We start from the raw sequence: 21,192 nt of genomic DNA, 5'->3' as shown, positions 1-21,192 counted from the left end.
AAGGCCGCTCATGTGGCCGGTCACTCGATCGGCGAGATTGCTGCCGCGCATGTGGCCGGTGTCCTGAGCCTGGAGGACGCGGCGAAGCTCGTGTCCGCGCGGGCGTCGCTGATGCAGGCGTTGCCGTCGGGCGGCGCGATGGTGGCGATCGAGGCGACCGAAGAGGAAGTCGCCGCGCAGCTTACCGAGTTGGTGTCGATAGCCGCCGTCAATGGCCCGTCTTCCGTGGTGATCGCGGGCGATGAAGCCGAGGTCGAGCGCATAGCCGAAGGCTTTGCTGATCGCAGGACCAAGCGGCTGAAGGTCTCCCATGCCTTCCACTCGCCGTTGATGGAGCCGATGCTGGACGACTTCCGCACGGTCGTCGGTCAACTCGTCTTCCACGCCCCGGCGATCCCGTTCATGGCCAGTGGTGATGTGACGGACCCGGAGTACTGGGTGCGCCATGTCCGCGAGACGGTCCGTTTCCACGACCACGTCACCGCCCTCGGTGCGAAGGCGTTCCTGGAGATCGGCCCCGACGGCGTCCTCTCCGCGCTCGTCGCGGACGCCGTGCCCGCCCAGCGCAAGAACCTGGACGAGGCGACCGCCTTCGTCACCGCTCTGGCCCGGCTGCATGTCACCGGCGTGCCGGTCGACTGGACGCCGTTCTACGAGGGCGGCCGCCGCGTAGACCTCCCCACCTACCCCTTCCAGCACCAGTACTTCTGGCCCGAGCCCACGCCCAGGACGGACGTCGCCGCCGCCGGTCTCGGATCCGTCGAACACCCCCTCCTCGGCGCTGCCGTGGAGCTCGCCGGCTCAACCGGGCATCTCTTCACGTCGCGGCTCTCGCTGCGTACGCACCCGTGGCTCGCCGACCATGCCGTGCGCGGCGAGGTGTTCGTGCCGGGTGCCGCCTTGGTGGAGCTGGCGCTGCGCGCGGGTGACGAGGTCGGCTGCGACCGGGTCGAGGAACTGACGCTCGCCGCACCGCTGGTGCTGCCCGCGCGCGGGTCCGTGCAGGCGCAGGCTTGGGTCGGTGCGGAGGTGGACGGCCGCCGTTCGTTCACCGTGCACGCGCGGCCCGAGGACGACGTCGACGGGCCCTGGACGCCGCACGCGACGGGCACGCTGGCTGTCGGGACGGGCGGCAGCGACTTCGACGCGACGGTGTGGCCGCCGACCGCCGAGCCCGTCGAGGTCGACGGCGCGTACGAGCGGTTCGCGGACCTCGGCTTCGAGTACGGCCCGCTGTTCCAGGGCCTGCGTGCCGTGTGGCGCGCGGGCGACACCGTGTACGCCGAGGTCGCGCTGCCGGAGGGTGCCGATGTGTGGGGCTTCGGCCTGCACCCAGCGCTGCTCGACGCCGCCCTGCACGCGGCGCTGCTCGTCGACGGCGGCGCCCGGCTGCCGTTCTCGTGGGAGGGCGTGTCGCTGCACGCCACCGGCGCCTCGTCGGTACGGGTGCGACTGACCCGGGGCGCCGACGGGTACGCCATCGCGCTGGCCGACACCACCGGCGCGCCGGTCGCGAGCGTCGACGCCCTCGTCGTACGGGAGGACACGGCGGCGGCGCGGGCCGCGCGTCCGGAGCGGGACGCGCTGTTCCGCGTCGACTGGGTTCCCGTCGATGCGCCCGTCGAGCCCGCGACCGGGGTCGTCGTCGAGCCCGTCGTCGCCGTCGCCGAGGAAGGCGTCGTCGAGTCGGTGCGTCGGCTGACCGCGCGGGCGCTTGAAGCGATGCAGCAGTGGATCGCCGAGGAGCAGCCCGACAAGCTCGTCTTCGTCACCGGTGCCGGGTGCCTCGCCGGGGCGGCCGTGCGCGGCCTGGTGCGGTCGGCACAGACCGAGCACCCGGGCCGGTTCGGCATCATCGACACCGACACCAGCACCGTTGAATCCGACACCGGTTCCGACGAACTCGTCGCCCGGGCCCTCGGCATCGACGAACCCGAACTGTCCATCCGTGACGGCGTGGTGCGCGCCGCCCGGCTCGCCCGGGCCACAGCGGGGGAGCGGGAGATCGCCTGGGAAGGGCCGGTGCTCATCACCGGCGGCACTGGCGGCCTCGGCGGGATCGTCGCCCGGCACCTCGTCGACGATCACGGCATCCGCGACCTTGTCCTGGTCAACCGCAGCGGCAGCCGGCCGGAGTGGGTGGACGGGCTGGACGCCGACGTCACGGTGGTGGCGTGCGACGTCGCCGACCGCGAGGCGCTCGCCGGGCTGCTGGCGGAGCACCCGGTCCGCTCCGTCGTGCACGCGGCCGGCACCCTCGACGACGGGGTCGTCGAGTCGCTGACCCCCGACCGCCTCGACACGGTGTTCGCGCCGAAGGCCGACGCCGCCTGGCACCTGCACGAACTCACCGAGGACCTCTCGGCGTTCGTGGTCTTCTCCTCGGTGGCGGGCACCATCGGCAGCGCAGGCCAGGGCAACTACGCCGCCGCGAACGCGTTCCTCGACGCCCTCGCCGAGCACCGCCGGGCGGCCGGCCTGCCCGCGCTGTCGCTCGCGTGGGGCGCCTGGGAAGGCGGCATGGCGGGCGCGCTGCCCGAGGCGGACGTCGAGCGCATGCGCCGCGCCGGGCTGCCGCCGATCACCGTCGAGGAGGGCGTCGCGCTGTTCGACGCGGCACTGGCGAGCGACGAGGCCGTTCTGGTCCCGGCGCTCCTGGACCTGTCGGTGCTGCGGGCCCGGGGCGAGGTACGGCCGCTGCTGCGCGGTCTGATCCGTACCCGCGCCAAGCGTTCGGTCGCCGGGTCCGAGACGGCCGTGTCGCTGGTGGCGCGGCTGTCGGCGCGGGCGGACGCCGAGCGTCTCGAAGCGCTGCTGGAGCTGGTGCGCGGCGAGATCGCCGGGGTGCTCGGGCACGCCGGAGCGCATGCCGTCGACGCCGAGCAGCAGTTCGCCGACCTCGGCTTCGACTCGCTCACCGCGGTCGAGCTGCGCAACCGTCTCGGCACGGCCACCGGGCTGCGGCTGCCGGCCACGCTGATCTTCGACTACCCGACCGCCGCCGCCCTCGCCTCTCACATCCAGGGCGAGCTGTTCGGCACCGACGCACCGGCCGCGCTCGTTCCGGTCGCCACGGCGACCCCGGCCGACGACGACCCGATCGTGATCGTCGGCATGGCGTGCCGCTACCCCGGTGACGTCACCACCCCCGACGAACTGTGGCAGCTGGTGCTGGGCGGCACCGACGCGATCAGCGGCTTCCCGGCGAACCGCGGCTGGGACCTGGACGCCCTCTACCACCCCGACCCCGACCACCTGGGCACCTCGTACACCCGCTCCGGCGGCTTCCTGCACGACGCGGCGCTCTTCGACCCCGAGTTCTTCGGCATGTCGCCCCGCGAAACGCTGGCCACGGACACCCAGCAGCGGCTGCTGATGGAGACGGCGTGGGAGGCGCTGGAGCGGTCCGGCATCGACCCGGTCGCGCTGAAGGGCAGCCGGACCGGTGTCTTCACCGGCCTGATGTACAACGACTACCAGTCCCTCCTCGGCGGCGGTGACCTCGAAGGCCACCAGGGCCAGGGCAGCGCGGGCAGCGTGGCCTCGGGCCGCATGTCGTACGTGTTCGGCTTCGAGGGGCCGGCGGTCACCATCGACACCGCTTGCTCGTCGTCGCTGGTCGCGATGCACTGGGCGATCCAGTCGCTGCGCAGCGGCGAGTGCGATCTCGCGCTCGCGGGCGGTGCGACGGTGATGTCGACGCCGTCGACGTTCATCGAGTTCTCCCGCCAGCGCGGCATCTCCGCGGACGGCCGCTCCAAGGCGTTCTCCGACTCCGCCGACGGCGTGGGCTGGGCCGAGGGTGTCGGCCAGCTGGTCCTGGAGCGGCAGTCCGACGCCCTCCGCAACGGGCACCGCATCCTCGCCGTCGTCCGCGGCTCCGCCGTCAACCAGGACGGTGCGTCGAATGGTCTGACGGCACCGAACGGGCCATCGCAGCAGCGCGTCATCCGTCAGGCCCTCGCCTCCGCCGGCCTCACGACGGCGGACGTGGACGCCGTGGAGGCACACGGCACCGGCACCCCGCTGGGCGACCCGATCGAGGCGCAGGCCCTGCTCGCGACCTACGGCCAGGACCGTGACGTACCGCTCTACCTGGGCTCCGTGAAGTCCAACATCGGACACTCCCAGGCCGCCGCCGGTGTCGCCGGCGTCATCAAGATGGTGCTCGCGATGCGGCACGGTGTGCTGCCGCGCACCCTGCACATCACCGAACCCTCCTCGCACATCGACTGGGAGGAGGGTTCCGTCGAACTGCTCACCGAGCAGACCGCGTGGCCGACGGCCGACCGCCCCCGCCGCGCCGGTGTCTCGTCGTTCGGTGTCAGCGGCACCAACGCGCACGTCATCCTGGAGCAAGGCCCCACCGTCACCGAAACCCCGGCCCCGCGCCCCATGGACGGGAACGTCCCCAGGCTGGTGTCCGCCAAGTCCGAGGCCGCGCTGCGCGAACAGCTCGAACGGATCAGGGACCTGGACGGCGACCCGCTGGACATCGCCCACTCCCTCAACGACAGGACGACATTCGAGCACCGCGCCGTCGTCCTCGGCGACGGCCCGGACGACACCGTCACCGGCCGGGCCGACATCAGCGGCCGCACCGTGTTCGTGTTCCCCGGGCAGGGCTCCCAGTGGATCGGCATGGGCCGTGAACTCCTCGGCTCCCAGCAGGCGTTCACCCGCCGCCTCACCGAGTGCGCCGAGGCGTTGCGGCCGTACGTGGACTGGTCACTGCTCGACGTCCTGCGTGACGAGCGGTCCCTGGAACGGGTCGATGTCGTCCAGCCCGTGCTGTGGGCGGTGATGGTGTCCCTCGCGGAGGTGTGGCGCTCGTACGGCGTCGAGCCCGACGCCGTCGTCGGCCACTCCCAGGGCGAGATAGCCGCCGCGGCCGTCGCCGGAGCCCTGAGCCTCGACGACGCCGCGCGCATCGTGGCCCTGCGCAGCCAGGCCGTCGACGAGGCGCTGTCCCGGCGCGGCGGCATGCTGTCCGTGTCGCTGCCCGCCGACCGGATCAGGCCGCGCATCGAGAAGTACGGCGACCGGATCGCCGTAGCCGCCGTCAACGGCCCTGGTTCCACCGTCGTCGCCGGCGAGGTCGCCGCGCTGGAGGAGATCGTCGCCGACTGCCAGGCCGAGGACATCCGCGCCCGCATGATCGCCGTGGACTACGCCTCGCACACCCCGCAGGTGGAGGAGATCCGCGAACGCGTCCTGGCCGACCTCGCCCCGATCACGCCCCGCACCGGTGACGTGCCGTTCTACTCGACCGTCACCGGCACCCGGATCGACACCGCGGGACTCGACGCCGAGTACTGGTTCACCAACCTGCGCCACACCGTGGAGTTCGAGCGGGCGACCCGCGCCCTGCTCGCCGACGGCCACCGCTTCTTCGTCGAGCCGAGCGCCCACCCCGTCCTCACCGTCGGCATCGAGCAGACCCTGGAGGACGAGGGCGTCGACGCCGTCGCCCTGGGCACCCTGCGGCGCGGCGAGGGCGGCCGGCGACAACTCCTCACCGCCCTGGCGCAGGCGCATGTACGCGGCCTGACCGTCCGCTGGAACGACCTGTTCACCGGCGGCACGACGGTCGACCTGCCCACCTACGCCTTCCAGCGGCAGCGCTACTGGCCGGCCACCGTGACCGGCGCGGGCGACGCGACGGGCCTCGGCCTCACCACGGTGGCGCACCCGCTGCTCGGCGCGGCCGTCGACCTGGCCGAGGCCGACGGCGTGCTCTTCACCAGTCGCCTGTCCCCGGGCACCCACACCTGGCTCACCGACCACGCCGTCGGCGGGCGGGTGCTGTTGCCCGGCACGGCATTCGTGGAACTCGCGCTCCGCGCGGGCGACGAGGTCGGCTGCGACCGCCTCGACGAACTCACCATCTCGGCGCCCCTCGTCCTCGACCACGCCGTCCAGCTCCAGGTCTCCGTCACCCCACAGGTAACCTCGCAGGAAACCCCACAGGACAACGGCCGCCATCGCGTCGCGATCCATTCCCGCCCCGACGACGACACACCGTGGACCGAACACGCCTCCGGCACCCTGAGCGACGGCGCGTACACCACCGACTTCGACGCCACCGTCTGGCCGCCGACCGGCGCGGAACGCGTCGACATCGAAGGCTGCTACGACACCTTCACGGACCTCGGCTTCGAGTACGGCCCCGTCTTCCAGGGCCTGCGGGCCGTGTGGCGGTGCGGCGACGAGGTGTTCGCGGAGGTGGCGCTGCCCGAAGGGGTGGAGCCCGGCACCTTCGGCATCCACCCCGCCCTCCTCGACGCCGCCCTGCACGCCGCGCTGCTCACCCGCGACGGCGCCGGACTGCCCTTCGCCTGGGAAGGCGTGTCCCTGCACGCCACCGGCGCCACGACCCTCCGGGTACGCCTCACCCCCCGGGCCGACGGCATGGAACTCGCCTTCGCCGACGCCGAGGGCGGCCCCGTCGCGTCCGTCGAGTCCCTCGTCGTACGCCCCCTCGCGCAGACGCCGCTCGACGACATCCACCGGGACACCCTGTTCCGCGTCGACTGGACGCAGGTCACGCTGCCCGACGCCACATCCGCCGACATCGCCGACGTCGTGGTCGAGCACGCCCTGGGCACCGATGACACCGGCGACCCCGACGACGTGATCGGGTCCACGCACGCCCTCACCACCCGTGTTCTCGGCCTGCTCCAGGAGTGGATCGCCGAGGAACGCCCCGGCAGGCTCGCATTCGTCACCCGCCACGGAGACCTCGCCGGGCAGGCGGTGTGGGGCCTGGTGCGCTCCGCGCAGACCGAGCACCCCGGCCGGTTCCAGCTCATCAGCGTCGACAGCGCCAGCGACAGCGACCTCGCCGCCGTACCGCCGCAGGCACTCGCCTCCGACGAGCCGCAACTGCGCATGCGCGACGGCAAGGCGTACGCGCCGCGCCTCGCCCGCGCCGCCGCACAGGACGACATCGCCTGGGAAGGGCCGGTGCTCGTCACCGGCGGCACCGGCGGCCTCGCCGGCGTCATCGCCAGGCACCTCGTCCACCGGCACGGCATCCGCGACCTGGTCCTCGCCAGCCGCAGCGGCCGTACCCCGGAATGGGTCGCCGAGCTCGACGCGCACGTGGACGTCGTCGCCTGCGACGTCACCGACCGGGACGCACTCGCCGACCTCCTGGCCCGGCACGAGATCCGCTCCGTCGTGCACACCGCGGGCGTGCTCGACGACGGCATCATCGAATCGCTGACGCCGGAGCAGCTCGCCACCGTGCTCAAGCCCAAGGTGGACGCGGCCTGGCACCTGCACGAACTCACGGCGGACCTCTCGGCGTTCATCGTCTTCTCCTCCGCCGCCGGACTGCTCGGCGGCGCGGGTCAGGGCAACTACGCGGCGGGCAACGCCTTCCTCGACGCCCTCGCCGCGCACCGTCGCGCCCTCGGACTGCCCGCCGTCTCGCTCGCCTGGGGTACCTGGGACTCCACGGCCGGCCTCACTGGCACCCTCACCGAAGCCGACCGCGAACGCCTCGTGCGCGCCGGCATGCCGCCGCTGTCGGCCGAGCAGGGCACGGCCCTGTTCGATGCTGCCCTCGCCACCGCCGAACCGGTCCTGCTCCCCGCCCGCCTCGACCTCGCGACCCTGCGCGCCCAGGGAGACGTCCCCGCGCTGCTACGCGGCCTAGTCCGCACCCGGACCCGCCGCACTGCCGCCGGCTCGGCCGCCGCGTCCGGCTTGGTGCAGCGCCTGCGCCCACTCGGCGACGCCGAACGGATCGACGCGCTGACCGACATCGTCCGCACCCAGGTCGCCGCCGTCCTCGCCCACGCCGACGGCACCACGTTCGACGCCTCACGGGCCTTCCGCGACCTCGGCTTCGACTCGCTGACCGCCGTCGACCTGCGCAACCGCCTCGGCAACGTCACCGGGCTGCGGCTGCCGGCCACACTGGTCTTCGACTACCCGACCACCGCCGTGCTCGCCGAGTTCCTGCGCGACGAGCTGTTCGGCAGCGACCGGACCGCGGCCGTACGCGTGCACACCGCCGTGGACGACGACCCGATCGCCGTCGTCGGCATGGCCTGCCGCTTCCCCGGCGGGGTCACCACCCCGGAGGAGCTGTGGCAGCTCGTCCTGGACGGCACCGACGCCATCTCCGAGTTCCCCGCCGACCGCGGCTGGGACCTGGACGCCCTGTTCGCGGCCGACGCCGAGACCGGCACCTCCGCGACCCGACTCGGCGGATTCCTGCACGACGCGGGCGAGTTCGACCCGGCGTTCTTCGCCATGTCACCCCGTGAGGCCCTCGCCACCGACGCCCAGCAGCGCCTGCTGCTGGAAACGTCCTGGGAGTCCCTGGAGCGAGCCGGCATCGACCCGCTCTCGCTGCGCGGCAGCGCGACCGGTGTGTTCGCCGGCGTGATGTACAACGACTACGCCCAGCTCCTCGGCACCGAGTTCGAGGGCTACCACGGCACCGGCAGTTCCCCCTCCGTCGCCTCGGGCCGCGTCTCGTACGTGCTCGGCCTGGAAGGCCCCGCCGTGTCCATCGACACCGCGTGCTCGTCTTCGCTCGTCGCAACCCACCTCGCCGTGCAGTCACTGCGACAGGGCGAGTGCGCCCTCGCCCTCGCCGGCGGCGTCGCGATCATGTCGACGCCGGCCACATTCATCGAGATCTCCCGCCAACGCGGTGTCTCGGCGGACGGCCGCTCGAAGGCCTTCTCCGACGACGCCGACGGCACCGGGTTCTCCGAGGGTGTGGGCATGGTCGTGCTGGAGCGGCTGTCGGATGCGGTGCGCAACGGGCATCGGGTGCTGGCGGTGGTGCGTGGGTCTGCGGTGAATCAGGATGGTGCGTCGAATGGTCTGACCGCGCCGAATGGTCCTTCGCAGCAGCGGGTGATCCGGCAGGCGCTGGCTTCCGCCGGTCTCTCGACCGCGGATGTGGACGCGGTGGAGGCGCACGGTACGGGGACGTCGCTCGGCGACCCGATCGAGGCGCAAGCCCTGTTGGCCACGTACGGCCAGGACCGTGATGTACCGCTCTACCTGGGCTCCGTGAAGTCCAACATCGGGCACACCCAGTCGGCGGCGGGTGTCGCCGGCATGATCAAAATGATCAAGGCCCTGGAGCACGGGGTGCTGCCGCGGACGTTGCATGTCACCGAGCCGTCGTCGCATGTGGATTGGGCCGCGGGTTCGGTGGAGTTGTTGACGTCGGCGGTGGAGTGGCCTGGTGGGGAGCGTCCGCGTCGGGCGGGTGTGTCGTCGTTCGGTATCAGCGGTACGAACGCGCATCTGATCCTGGAAGAGGCCGCCGTCGGCTCCGAGGAGGCTGTTGCTGAGCCGGTGCCTTCGGGGCTTGGGGTTCCGTGGGTGGTGTCGGCGCGGTCTGAGCGGTCGTTGGATGCTCAGGTTGCGCGGTTGGAGGCTCTTGAGGCCGGTGCGGTGGATGTGGGCTGGTCTTTGCTGGGGCGGTCGGTGTTTGATCACCGGGCTGTGCTGGTGGAGGGGCAGTTGGTGCGGGGTGTGGCCGGTGAGGTCGGCCCTGGTCCGGTTTTCGTGTTCCCCGGGCAGGGCTCGCAGTGGGCGGGCATGGCGGTCGAACTGCTGGATTCTTCCGAGGTGTTTGCGCACTGGATGGCTGAGTGTGACCGGGTGATCGGGTCCTTCGTGGGCTGGTCGGTCACCGACGTGCTGCGGGGTGATGCGGAGCTGTTGGAGCGCATCGAGATTCTGCAGCCGGTGTTGTTCGCGGTGATGGTGTCGTTGGCGCAGACGTGGCGGTCGTTCGGTGTGGAGCCGGGCGCGGTGGTGGGCCACTCCCAGGGTGAGGTCGCGGCCGCTTTCGTGGCTGGCGCGCTGAGCCTTGAGGATGCCGTGCGGATCGTGGTGCTGCGCAGTCAGCTGTTCGCGGACGAGTTGGTGGGCCGGGGTGCGGTCGCCTCGGTGGCGCTGCCGGTCGAGGCGGTGCGTGAACTCATCGGTCGCTGGGCTGGGTTGTCGGTGGCCGGTATCAACGGTCCGAACGCGTGCACGGTGGCTGGTCCGGAGGATGAGCTGGGCGAGTTCGTCGACCTGTGCGTGAGCCGGGGTGAGCGGGCGCGGATCGTGCCCTCGACGGTGGCGTCGCACGGCCCGCAGGTCGAGCCGCTGCGGGAACGCCTCCTGGAGATGCTGGCGGAGACGACTCCTCGGACGGCGGGTATCCCGTTCTACTCGGCGGTGACCGGTGAGCGGATCGACACGACGGAACTGGGGCCGGAGTACTGGTACTTGAACGCTCGCAGGCCGATCGAGTTCGCGAAGGTAACCCGGGCGTTGATCGATGACGGTTACCGCGTGTTCGTCGAGTCCAGCGTGCACCCGGTACTGACGATGCCACTGCAGTCCACCGCTGACGACCATGGCGCGGCGGACGTCGTGGCGGTCGGTTCCCTGCGCCGGGACCAGGGTGGCCCGGCCAGGTTCGCGCTTTCCCTCGGCGAGGCGTGGGCCGCAGGCATCGAGGTCGACTGGCGGGTGTTCTACGAAGGCACCGGAGCCCGCCGCATCGACCTCCCCACCTACGCCTTCGACCACTCCCGCTACTGGCCCAAGGCGGCCGTCAGCTCGGGCGCGGCCGAGAGCGACCCCATCGACGCAGAGTTCTGGACACTCGTCGACAACGGCGAGCTGGACACCATCGGCATCACCGACGAAGCGCTCGCCGACACGCTGCGGACCTGGCGTGCCCAGCGCAAGGCCCGCTCCACGATCGACGGTTGGCGCTACCGCGACCAGTGGGCGCCCGTCACGGTGTCCGGGACGCCGTTCGGGACATGGCTCGTCGTCAGCCCGGCCGGCGTGACCGATGCCGACGTGATCGCGGCCATCGGCGCGCACGCGGACGTCGTACGGGTCGAGCTCGACGCGGATGCCGACCGGGCCCGACTCGCCGCACAGCTGGGGGACCTCGCGGTCGTGCCGAGCGGAGTGGTGGCCCTGACCGGCCTCATTGGCACGCCGGACCACCCGGCCGGTCTCGCCCTGACTGTCACGCTGCTGCAGGCGCTGGCCGAGGCGGGCATCTCCGCGCCGGTATGGGCGGTCACTCGGCAGGCGGTGTACGACGAGGTCGCGCACCCGACGCAGACCGCGCTGTGGGGGCTCGGCCGGGTGGCCGCGCTCGAACTGCCTTATCAATGGGGTGGGTTGATTGACCTGCAGGAGGAGATGGACGACCGGGCCGCGGCGCGTTTCGCGGCGGTGCTCACCGGCACCGAGGACCAGGTCGCCGTCCGGCAGGGCGGGGTCTTCGCCCGACGCCTGGTACGGGCCACGGCCCAGCACGGGCCTGAGTTCCGCACCACCGGCACCGCCCTGATCACCGGCGGAACCGGCGCGCTGGGCGGCCATGTCGCCCGCTGGCTGGTCGAGGCCGGTGCTGAGCACATCGTACTGACCAGCCGCCGCGGTGCCGAGGCGCCCGGTGCGCAGGAGCTGCGGGCCGAACTGGAAGCGCTCGGTGCCCGGGTGACGATCGAGGCCTGCGACGCGGCGGACCGCGCCGCCATCGAAGCCGTCGTGAACCGTGTCGGCGACCTGACCGTCGTCGTGCACGCGGCGGGCGTCGGCACGGGTGACGCACCGGTCGGCGAGCTGTCGTTCGACGCCGTCACCGGGATCCTGGACGCCAAGATGGCGGCAGCCTGGCATCTGCACGAGCTGGCGCCGGACGCCAGGTTCATCCTGTTCTCGTCCGGCGCGGCGAGCTGGGGCAGCGGCGGACAGCCCGCCTACGCGGCCGCCAACGCCTACCTCGACGGACTCGCCCGACTGCGCCGCGCCCAGGGCCGCCACGCCCTGTCCATCGCGTGGGGTGCGTGGGCCGACGCGGGCATGGCCGCCGACCACGGCCTCTACGACGAACTCGCCCGCCGCGGCATCGGGTCGATGGCGCCCGAGCTGGCGATGGCCGTGCTGCGGCAGGCGGTCGCCGACGACCAGACGCAGCTCACCGTCACCGACATCGACTGGGCGACGTTCGCCCCGAGCTTCACCGCCGAGCGGCCGAGCCCCCTGCTCAACGGCATCGCGGAGGTACGGCAGGCTCTCGCCGACAGCCCCGTGGAACGGGACGAGTCGGCCCTCAAGCAGCGGCTCGTCGCGCTGTCCGCCGTGGAGCGCGACCGGGCCCTGCTCGACCTCGTGCGCACCGAGGCCGCCAAGACCCTGGGCTACGCGGAGACCGACACGTTGCCGGCCGGGCGGGCCTTCCGCGAGTTGGGCTTCGACTCGGTGACCGCCGTCGAGATGTGCAACAAGCTCAAGGCCGTCACCGGCCTGCCGCTGCCCACGACCGTGGTGTTCGACCACCCGACCGCGACCGCGCTGGCGGGCTACCTGCGCGAGGAACTCTTCGGCAGGACCGACGCCCCCGCCGAGGTGCCTGCCGCCACGGCCGCCTCCGACGACCCGATCGCGATCGTCGGCATCGGCTGCCGCTACCCCGGTGGCGTCACCCGGCCGGAGGAGCTGTGGCAGCTCGTGTTCAACGGCCGCGACGCCGTCTCCGGCTTCCCCGCCGACCGAGGCTGGGACCTGGACAGCCTGGCCAGCGCCACGTTCGAGGGCGGATTCCTCGACGCCGTCGCCGACTTCGATGCCGGCTTCTTCGGGATCTCGCCGCGTGAGGCCGTCGTCATGGACCCGCAGCAGCGCCTGCTCCTGGAGACCTCCTGGGAGGCGCTGGAGCGGGCGGGCATCGACCCGGTCACGCTCAAGGGCAGCCCCACCGGTGTCTTCGTCGGTACGACCGGACAGGACTACGCGTCGCTGCTGAACCGCTCGGTGGAGGAGACCGGTCCCTACGCCACCACCGCGTTCTCCGCGAGCGTGCTGTCCGGCCGTATCTCCTACCTGCTCGGCCTGGAGGGCCCGGCCGTCACCGTCGACACCGCCTGCTCCTCGTCCCTGGTCGCGCTGCACTGGGCGGCGCAGGCGCTACGCAACGGCGAGTGCGACCTCGCGCTCGCCGGCGGTGTCGCGGTGATGACCACGCCGAACGCCTACTCCGCCTTCACCGCCACCGGAGGTCTCGCCCCCGACGGCCGCTGCAAGGCGTTCGCCGACGCCGCCGACGGCACGGGCTGGTCCGAGGGCGCGGGCGTGATCCTGCTGGAGCGCCTGTCCGACGCCCGGCGCAACGGTCACGAAGTCCTCGCCGTTCTGCGCGGCTCGGCCGTCAACCAGGACGGTGCGTCCAATGGCCTTACGGCGCCGAACGGGCCGTCGCAGCAGCGGGTGATCCGGCAGGCCCTCGCCAACGCCGGGCTCTCCGGGGGCGACGTCGACGTGGTCGAGGCGCACGGCACCGGCACCACGCTCGGTGACCCCATCGAGGCGGGCGCGGTGCTCGCCACGTACGGCCAGGACCGCGAGACCCCGGTGCTGCTGGGCTCCATCAAGTCCAATATCGGCCACCCGCAGTCGGCCGGCGGCGTCGCCGGCGTCATCAAGATGGTCATGGCGCTCCGGCACGGCGTCGTACCCCGCACCCTGCACGTCGACGCGCCGTCCACCAACGTCGAGTGGGGGACCGGCAGCGTCGAACTCCTCACCGAACGCCGTGACTGGCCGGCCACCGGCCGCGCCCGCCGGGCCGGTGTGTCGTCGTTCGGCGTCAGCGGCACCAACGCGCACGTGATCATCGAACAGGCGCCGGAGTCCACCCCGGAGCGGGATGAGCCGGTGCGCGTGACGCCGGGTGTCGTCCCGGTCCTCGTGTCGGGCCGCACCGAGCAGGCTCTTGCCGACCAGGTCGCCCGCCTCGCCGCGGTCGATGCCAGTCCCCTCGACATCGCCTACTCCCTCGCCACCGGTCGTAGCCGGTTCGAGCACCGGGTGGTCCTCGCGGACGGAGCGGAGATCGCCCGGGGCGAGGCCACCGAGCAGCAACTCGCGTTCCTGTTCTCTGGGCAGGGGGCGCAACGGCTCGGCATGGGCCGGGAGTTGTACGAGCGGTTCCCCGTCTTCGCGGGTGCTCTGGACGACGTACTCGCCCACCTGGACCCGGAGTTGTACGAGGTGATGTGGGGTGCGGACGCGGACCTGCTGAACCGGACCGGCCACACCCAGCCCGCGCTGTTCGCCCTCCAGGTGGCCCTTTACCGGCTGACGGAGTGGCTGGGTGTGCGGGCCGATCAGCTGGCGGGCCATTCCATCGGTGAGATCGCGGCCGCGCATGTGGCCGGGGTGCTGTCGCTGGAGGACGCCTGCACGCTGGTGTCGGAGCGGGCCCGGCTGATGCAGGCGCTGCCCGCGGGCGGCGCGATGCTGGCGATCGAGGCCACGGAGGAGGAAGCCGCGGCCCATCTCACCGACGGCGTGTCGATCGCGGCCGTCAACGGGCCGATGTCCGTGGTGATCGCGGGCGACGCGACCGAGGTCGAGCGGATCGCCGAACACTTCGCCGACCGCAGGACCAAGCGGCTGCCGGTCAGCCACGCCTTCCACTCACCGCTGATGGAACCGATGCTGGACGACTTCCGCGCGGTGGTCGGCAGGCTGACGTTCCACGAGCCGGAGATGCCGTTCGTGACGACGGGTGACGTGACCGACCCCGAGTACTGGGTCCGTCATGTCCGTGAGGCCGTGCGGTTCCACGACAACGTCACGGCGCTGCGCGAGGCGGGCACCACGGCGTTCCTGGAGATCGGCCCCGACGGTGTACTGTCCGCGATGGTCGCCGAGATGGCCCCGGTAGCCGTGATCACCCCGGTGCTGCGCAAGGACCGCGACGAGGAGTCCGCGCTGGTCACAAGCCTGGCGCGGCTGCACGTGAGCGGTGTGACCGTGGACTGGGTGCCGCTGTTCGCCGGTACCGGCGCCCGCCGCGTGGACCTGCCGACGTACGCCTTCCAGCACGAGCGCTATTGGCCGACGCTGCTGGAGGCCACCGCCTCCGCACACCCCGCCGTGGACTCCTGGCGGCACCGCGAGTCCTGGACGCCGGTCACGCCGACGGGCTCGGTCACCGGCACCTGGCTGGTGGTGGTGCCGGCCGGGCTGGCCCACGACCCCTGGGCCGTCGAGGTCGCCGCGGCGGTCGGCGGCACGATCGTCGAGGAACTGCCCGAAACGCCGTACGACGGCGTCGTCTCGCTGCTGGCACTGTCGGACGGCACATACGCGGGCGGTGTCCCGGTCGGCGTGTCCGGCACGCTGGAACTCGTCCGGACGCTTGCGCGCCGCGGCATCGCCGCCCCGGTGTGGGCGGTCACACGCGGCGCGGTCTCGGTCGCGGGCGAGCCGATCGCCGACGTGGGACAGAGCGCTGTCTGGGGCCTCGGCCGCGTCGCCGCGCTCGAACTGCCCGCCCAGTGGGGCGGCCTGGTCGACGTACAGGGTGCACCCGAGCTACTTGCTGCCGTACTCACGGGCGCCGAGGACCAGGTGGCCGTCCGGCCCGAGGGCGTCTTCGCCCGCCGATACGGCAAGGCACCGCGCCCGGCCGGTACGGCGTGGCAGCCGACCGGCACCGTCCTGATCACCGGCGGCACCGGCGCGCTCGGCGCGCACGTCGCCCGTGACCTCGCGAAGCGGGGCGTGGAGCGGATCGTCCTGGCAAGCCGCCGGGGCCTGGACGCGCCCGGCGCCGCCGCGCTGCGGGACGAACTGCGCGAGCACGTGCGGGCCGACGTGGTGGCCTGCGACGTCGCCGACCGTGACGCCGTCCGCGCCCTCCTCGCCGACCTGCCCGGACTCACCGCCGTCGTGCACACCGCCGGTGTGCTGGACGACGGCGTGATCGAGTCGCTGACGCCGCAGCGGTTCGCGGACGTGTTCCGCGCCAAGGTCGCCTCCGCGCTCGTCCTGGACGAGCTGACGCGCGAGCTCGACCTCGATGCGTTCGTCCTGTTCTCGTCCCTCGCCGGCGCGATCGGCAACCCCGGCCAGGCCAACTACGCCGCCGCCAACACCGCCCTCGACGCCATCGCCACCCGGCGCCGGGCCGCCGGCCACGCCGCGACCTCCATCGCCTGGGGCGCCTGGGCCGGAGCCGGCATGGCCGCAGGGGAGGGCGTCGCCGCCGACCTGCACGGCCTCGCCATGAACCCCGCGCTCGCCGTGGAGGCGATGCGGCGAGCCGTCGGCGAACCCGACGCGACCATCGGCATCGCGATCCTGCCGGACGCCGTGCCCGCGGCCGAGAGCCGGGCACGCGAGCCGCGCGGCGACGCCGGCCTGCTCGCCACGCTCCAGGACGCCGACGAGCCGCTGGACGTGATGCTCGACGTCGTCCGCACGGCCGTCGCGGCAGTGCTCGGCTACGCCGGCCCGTCCGCCGTGGGCGTCACCAAGCCCTTCAGCGGCCTCGGCTTCGACTCACTCACCGCCGTCGAACTGCGCAACAAGCTGGGCACGGCAACCGGGCGCAGCCTGCCCGCGAGCCTCGTCTACGACTACCCGACGCCCCGCGAGCTCGCCGAGCACCTGCTCCACGAGGTGCTCGGAGTCGCCGCCGACGCCGCCGTGGTCGCCCGAGGTTCCGTGCGCGACGACGAGCCGATCGCCATCGTCGGCATGTCCTGCAGGTTCGCCGGCGGGGTGACGACGCCCGAGGAGTTCTGGGAGATGCTGGTCGAGGGACGCGACGGCATGGGCGCGTTTCCGACCGACCGGGACTGGGACGTCGAGTCGGTGCTGGCGACCAGCGTCACCAGCGAGGCCGGATTCCTCGAAGGCAGCGCGGACTTCGACCCCGCGTTCTTCGGCATCGCCCCGCGTGAGGCGCTGGCGATGGACCCGCAGCAGCGGTTCCTGCTGGAGACGACCTGGGAGGCCCTGGAGCGCGTCGGCGTCGACCCGGACTCCCTGCGATCCACCCCGACCGGCGTGTTCGTCGGCACGAACGGCCAGGACTACGCGACGCTGCTCACCGACTCCGCCGAGGACACTGAGGGCCACGCCGCCACCGGTCTCGCGGCGAGCGTGATCTCCGGCCGCCTCTCCTACAACTTCGGCTTCGAGGGCCCGGCCGTCACCGTCGACACCGCCTGCTCCGCGTCCCTGGTCGCAATCCACCTGGCCACCCAGGCGTTGCGTGGCGGCGAGTGCACGCTCGCCGTCGCCGGCGGCGCGACCATCATGACCACCCCACTCGCCTTCGCCGAACTCACCCGCCAGGGCGCCCTCGCCAAGAACGGCCGCTCGAAGGCCTTCTCCGACGACGCCGACGGCGCGGGCTGGTCCGAGGGCGTCGGCATGGTGGTCCTGGAGCGGCTGTCGGATGCGGTGCGCAATGGGCATCGGGTGCTGGCGGTGGTGCGTGGGTCTGCGGTGAATCAGGATGGTGCGTCGAATGGTCTGACCGCGCCGAATGGTCCCTCGCAGCAACGCGTGATCCGGCAGGCGCTCGCGAGCGCCGGGCTGTCCACGTCCGACGTGGACGCGGTGGAGGCGCACGGTACCGGGACGTCGCTCGGCGACCCGATCGAGGCGCAGGCCCTGCTGGCCACCTACGGCCAGGACCGCGAACAACCCCTCCTGCTCGGCTCCGTGAAGTCCAACATCGGCCACACCCAGGCCGCCGCCGGCGTCGCCGGTGTCATCAAGATGGTCCTGGCGCTGCGGCACGGGGTGCTGCCGCGGACGTTGCATGTCACTGAGCCGTCGTCGCATGTGGATTGGGCCGCGGGTTCGGTGGAGTTGTTGACGTCGGCGGTGGAGTGGCCTGGTGGGGTGCGTCCGCGTCGGGCGGGTGTGTCGTCGTTCGGTATCAGCGGTACGAACGCGCATCTGATCCTGGAAGAGGCCGCCGTCGGCTCCGAGGAGGCTGTTGCTGAGCCGGTGCCTTCGGGGCTTGGGGTTCCGTGGGTGGTGTCGGCGCGGTCTGAGCGGTCGTTGGATGCTCAGGTTGCGCGGTTGGAGGCTCTTGAGGCCGGTGCGGTGGATGTGGGCTGGTCTTTGCTGGGGCGGTCGGTGTTTGATCACCGGGCTGTGCTGGTGGAGGCAGTTTGGTGCGGGGTGTGGCCGGTGAGGTCGGCCCTGTCCGGTTTTCGTGTTCCCGGGCAGGGCTCGCAGTGGGCGGGCATGGCGGTCGAACTGCTGGATTCTTCCGAGGTGTTTGCGCACTGGATGGCTGAGTGTGACCGGGTGATCGGGTCCTTCGTGGGCTGGTCGGTCACCGACGTGCTGCGGGGTGATGCGGAGCTGTTGGAGCGCATCGAGATTCTGCAGCCGGTGTTGTTCGCGGTGATGGTGTCGTTGGCGCAGACGTGGCGGTCGTTCGGTGTGGAGCCGGGCGCGGTGGTGGGCCACTCCCAGGGTGAGGTCGCGGCCGCTTTCGTGGCTGGCGCGCTGAGCCTTGAGGATGCCGTGCGGATCGTGGTGCTGCGCAGTCAGCTGTTCGCGGACGAGTTGGTGGGCCGGGGTGCGGTCGCCTCGGTGGCGCTGCCGGTCGAGGCGGTGCGTGAATTCATCGGTCGCTGGGCTGGGTTGTCGGTGGCCGGTATCAACGGTCCGAACGCGTGCACGGTGGCTGGTCCGGAGGATGAGCTGGGCGAGTTCGTCGACCTGTGCGTGAGCCGGGGTGAGCGGGCGCGGATCGTGCCCTCGACGGTGGCGTCGCACGGCCCGCAGGTCGAGCCGCTGCGGGAACGCCTCCTGGAGATGCTGGCGGAGACGACTCCTCGGACGGCGGGTATCCCGTTCTACTCGGCGGTGACCGGTGAGCGGATCGACACGACGGAACTGGGGCCGGAGTACTGGTACTTGAACGCTCGCAGGCCGATCGAGTTCGCGAAGGCAACCCGGGCGTTGATCGATGACGGTTACCGCGTGTTCGTCGAGTCCAGCGTGCACCCGGTACTGACGATGCCACTGCAGTCCACCGCTGACGACCATGGCGCGGCGGACGTCGTGGCGGTCGGTTCCCTGCGCCGGGACCAGGGTGGCCCGGTCAGGTTCGCGCTTTCCCTCGGCGAGGCGTGGGCCGCAGGCATCGAGGTCGACTGGCGGGTGTTCTACGAAGGCACCGGAGCCCGCCGCATCGACCTCCCCACCTACGCCTTCGACCACTCCCGCTACTGGCCCAAGGCGGCCGCCAGCTCGGGCGCGGCCGACCCCGTGGACGCAGAGTTCTGGACACTCGTCGACAACGGTGACCTCGCTTCCGCGCTCGATGTGGACCCGGACGCGGCGGCGGCTGTGGCGCCGGCGCTGTCCGCGTGGCGTGGGCGGCAGAAGGCCCAGTCCACCGTGGACTCGTGGCGGTACCAGGACTCCTGGGAGCGGCTGCGCGGTGTCCCAGTCGCCGGTGTCACGGGGACCTGGCTCGCCCTCGTTCCGGCCGGCGTCGACGGGGCGGACCAGGCCGACAAGGCATGGACCGAGTCCGTGCTCGCGCCGCTCGGCGCCGACCTCGTACGCATCGATGTCGCACCGGACACCGACCGGGCAACCCTCGCCGCCCGGTTGGCCGGTATTGAGCCCGCCGGAGTGCTGTCCCTGCTCGGTACGGCCGACCGGCCGTACCCCGGGTTCGACGCCACGTCGTCGGGCCTGGCGCTGTCGGTAGTGCTCGTGCAGGCGCTCGGCGATGCCGGGATCACGGCGCCGCTGTGGGCCGTGACCCGGGGAGCGGTCACGACCGGCGCCGACGACACGGTCACCAGCCCCGCCCAGACGGCGCTGTGGGGACTCGGCCGGGTCGCGGCCCTGGACCTGCCGCACCGGTGGGGCGGCCTGGTCGACCTTCCCGAGGAGATCGACGACCGTATCGCCGAGGGCCTGGTCGCCGCGCTCAGCAACGGGGGTGGAGAGGATCAGCTCGCCGTGCGCGCCTCCGGCGTTCACGGCCGGCGGCTGGTGCCCGCGCCGCGTGGGCAGCGGGGCGAGGAGTGGCAACCGCGCGGCACGGTGCTGATCACCGGTGGCACGGGCGCGCTCGGCGGTCATGTCGCCCGCTGGGTCGTCGACGCCGGTGCCGAGCACGTCGTCCTCACCAGCCGTCGCGGGGCAGCGGCGCCCGGCGCGCAGGAGCTGCGGGCCGAACTCGAAGCGCCCGGCACCCGGGTCACGCTCGCGGCCTGCGACGCCTCCGACCGGGCGGCGCTGGCAGCGCTTCTGGAGCAGATCCCGGCCGAGCACCCGCTGACGGCGGTCGTGCACGCGGCCGGTGTCGTCGAGGGCAACGCTCCGACCGACGCGCTCGGCATCGACCAGCTCGACCGGCTGCTGCGGGCCAAGACGACGTCCGCGTGGAACCTGCACGAACTCACTGCGGACAACCCGGAGATCGAGGCGTTCATCCTCTTCTCGTCCGGCGCGGCGAGCTGGGGCAGCGGGGCACAGCCCGCCTACGCGGCGGCCAACGCCTACCTGGACGGCCTCGCGCACCACCGCCGCGGTCTGGGCCTCGCGGCCACGTCCGTCGCGTGGGGTGCCTGGGCGGACAGCGGCATGGCCGCCGAGAACGCCGAGGGCGCGGAGCAGCTGCGCCGCCGCGGCCTGCACACCATGGCGCCGGAGCTCGCGATCAGGGCGCTGCGGCAGGCGGTCGCCGACGGCCGGACGCAGCTCACCGTCACCAACACCGACTGGGAGAAGTTCGCGCCCAGCTTCACGGCACAGCGGCCCAGTCCGCTGCTCGACGGTATCCCGGACGTGCGCAGGCTGGCCGAAGCCGAGGCGCAGCAGTCGTCCGACTCCGGGTTCAAGGAGCGGCTGGCCGCGCTGCCCGAGTCCGAGCGCGGCCGGGTCCTGCTCGACCTGGTCCGCGCCGAGGCCGCAGCGACGCTCGGCTACGACGAGACCGACGCGTTCTCGGCGAACCGTGCCTTCCGCGACGTCGGCTTCGACTCGGTGATGGCCGTCGACCTGCGCAACCGGCTGAAGGCGGCCACCGGGGTGGCGCTGCCCGCGACCCTGGTCTTCGACCACCCGACCCCGGCGGCCCTGGCGCAGTTCATCCGCACCGAGCTGCTGGGCGAGACGGGCGAGCGGCGGGAGGACGATCCCGAGGCGCACATCCGCGAGACCCTCGCCTCGATCCCGATCAGCCGACTGCGCACGGCCGGCCTGCTGGATCTCGTGCTCCAACTTGCCCAAGACAGTGGGGAAATCACGAGCACTGATTCTGTTGTGCTTGATCCCGAGGCGGACTCGATCGATGACCTCGACGGCGAAGCACTGCTGCGCCTGGCGATCGAGAACTCCGGGAACTGA

General features: G+C 72.4%; 1 protein-coding gene (cut by a window edge). It reads left to right on the top strand.

From position 1 onward, the window contains the following. On the top strand, window positions 1-21,192 hold the 3' portion of the coding sequence (locus tag JEK78_RS23140) for a type I polyketide synthase (RefSeq protein ID WP_242483211.1). The gene continues 6,690 nt to the left of window position 1, outside the view; 21,192 of the gene's 27,882 nt are visible here — the last part of the coding sequence; its start codon lies off the left edge, out of view; its stop codon occupies window positions 21,190-21,192.

It is taken from the genome of Streptomyces sp. HSG2 (assembly GCF_016598575.1).
In the GTDB taxonomy this organism is placed as follows: domain Bacteria; phylum Actinomycetota; class Actinomycetes; order Streptomycetales; family Streptomycetaceae; genus Streptomyces.
This window is presented reverse-complemented; position numbering and strand designations above follow the sequence as displayed.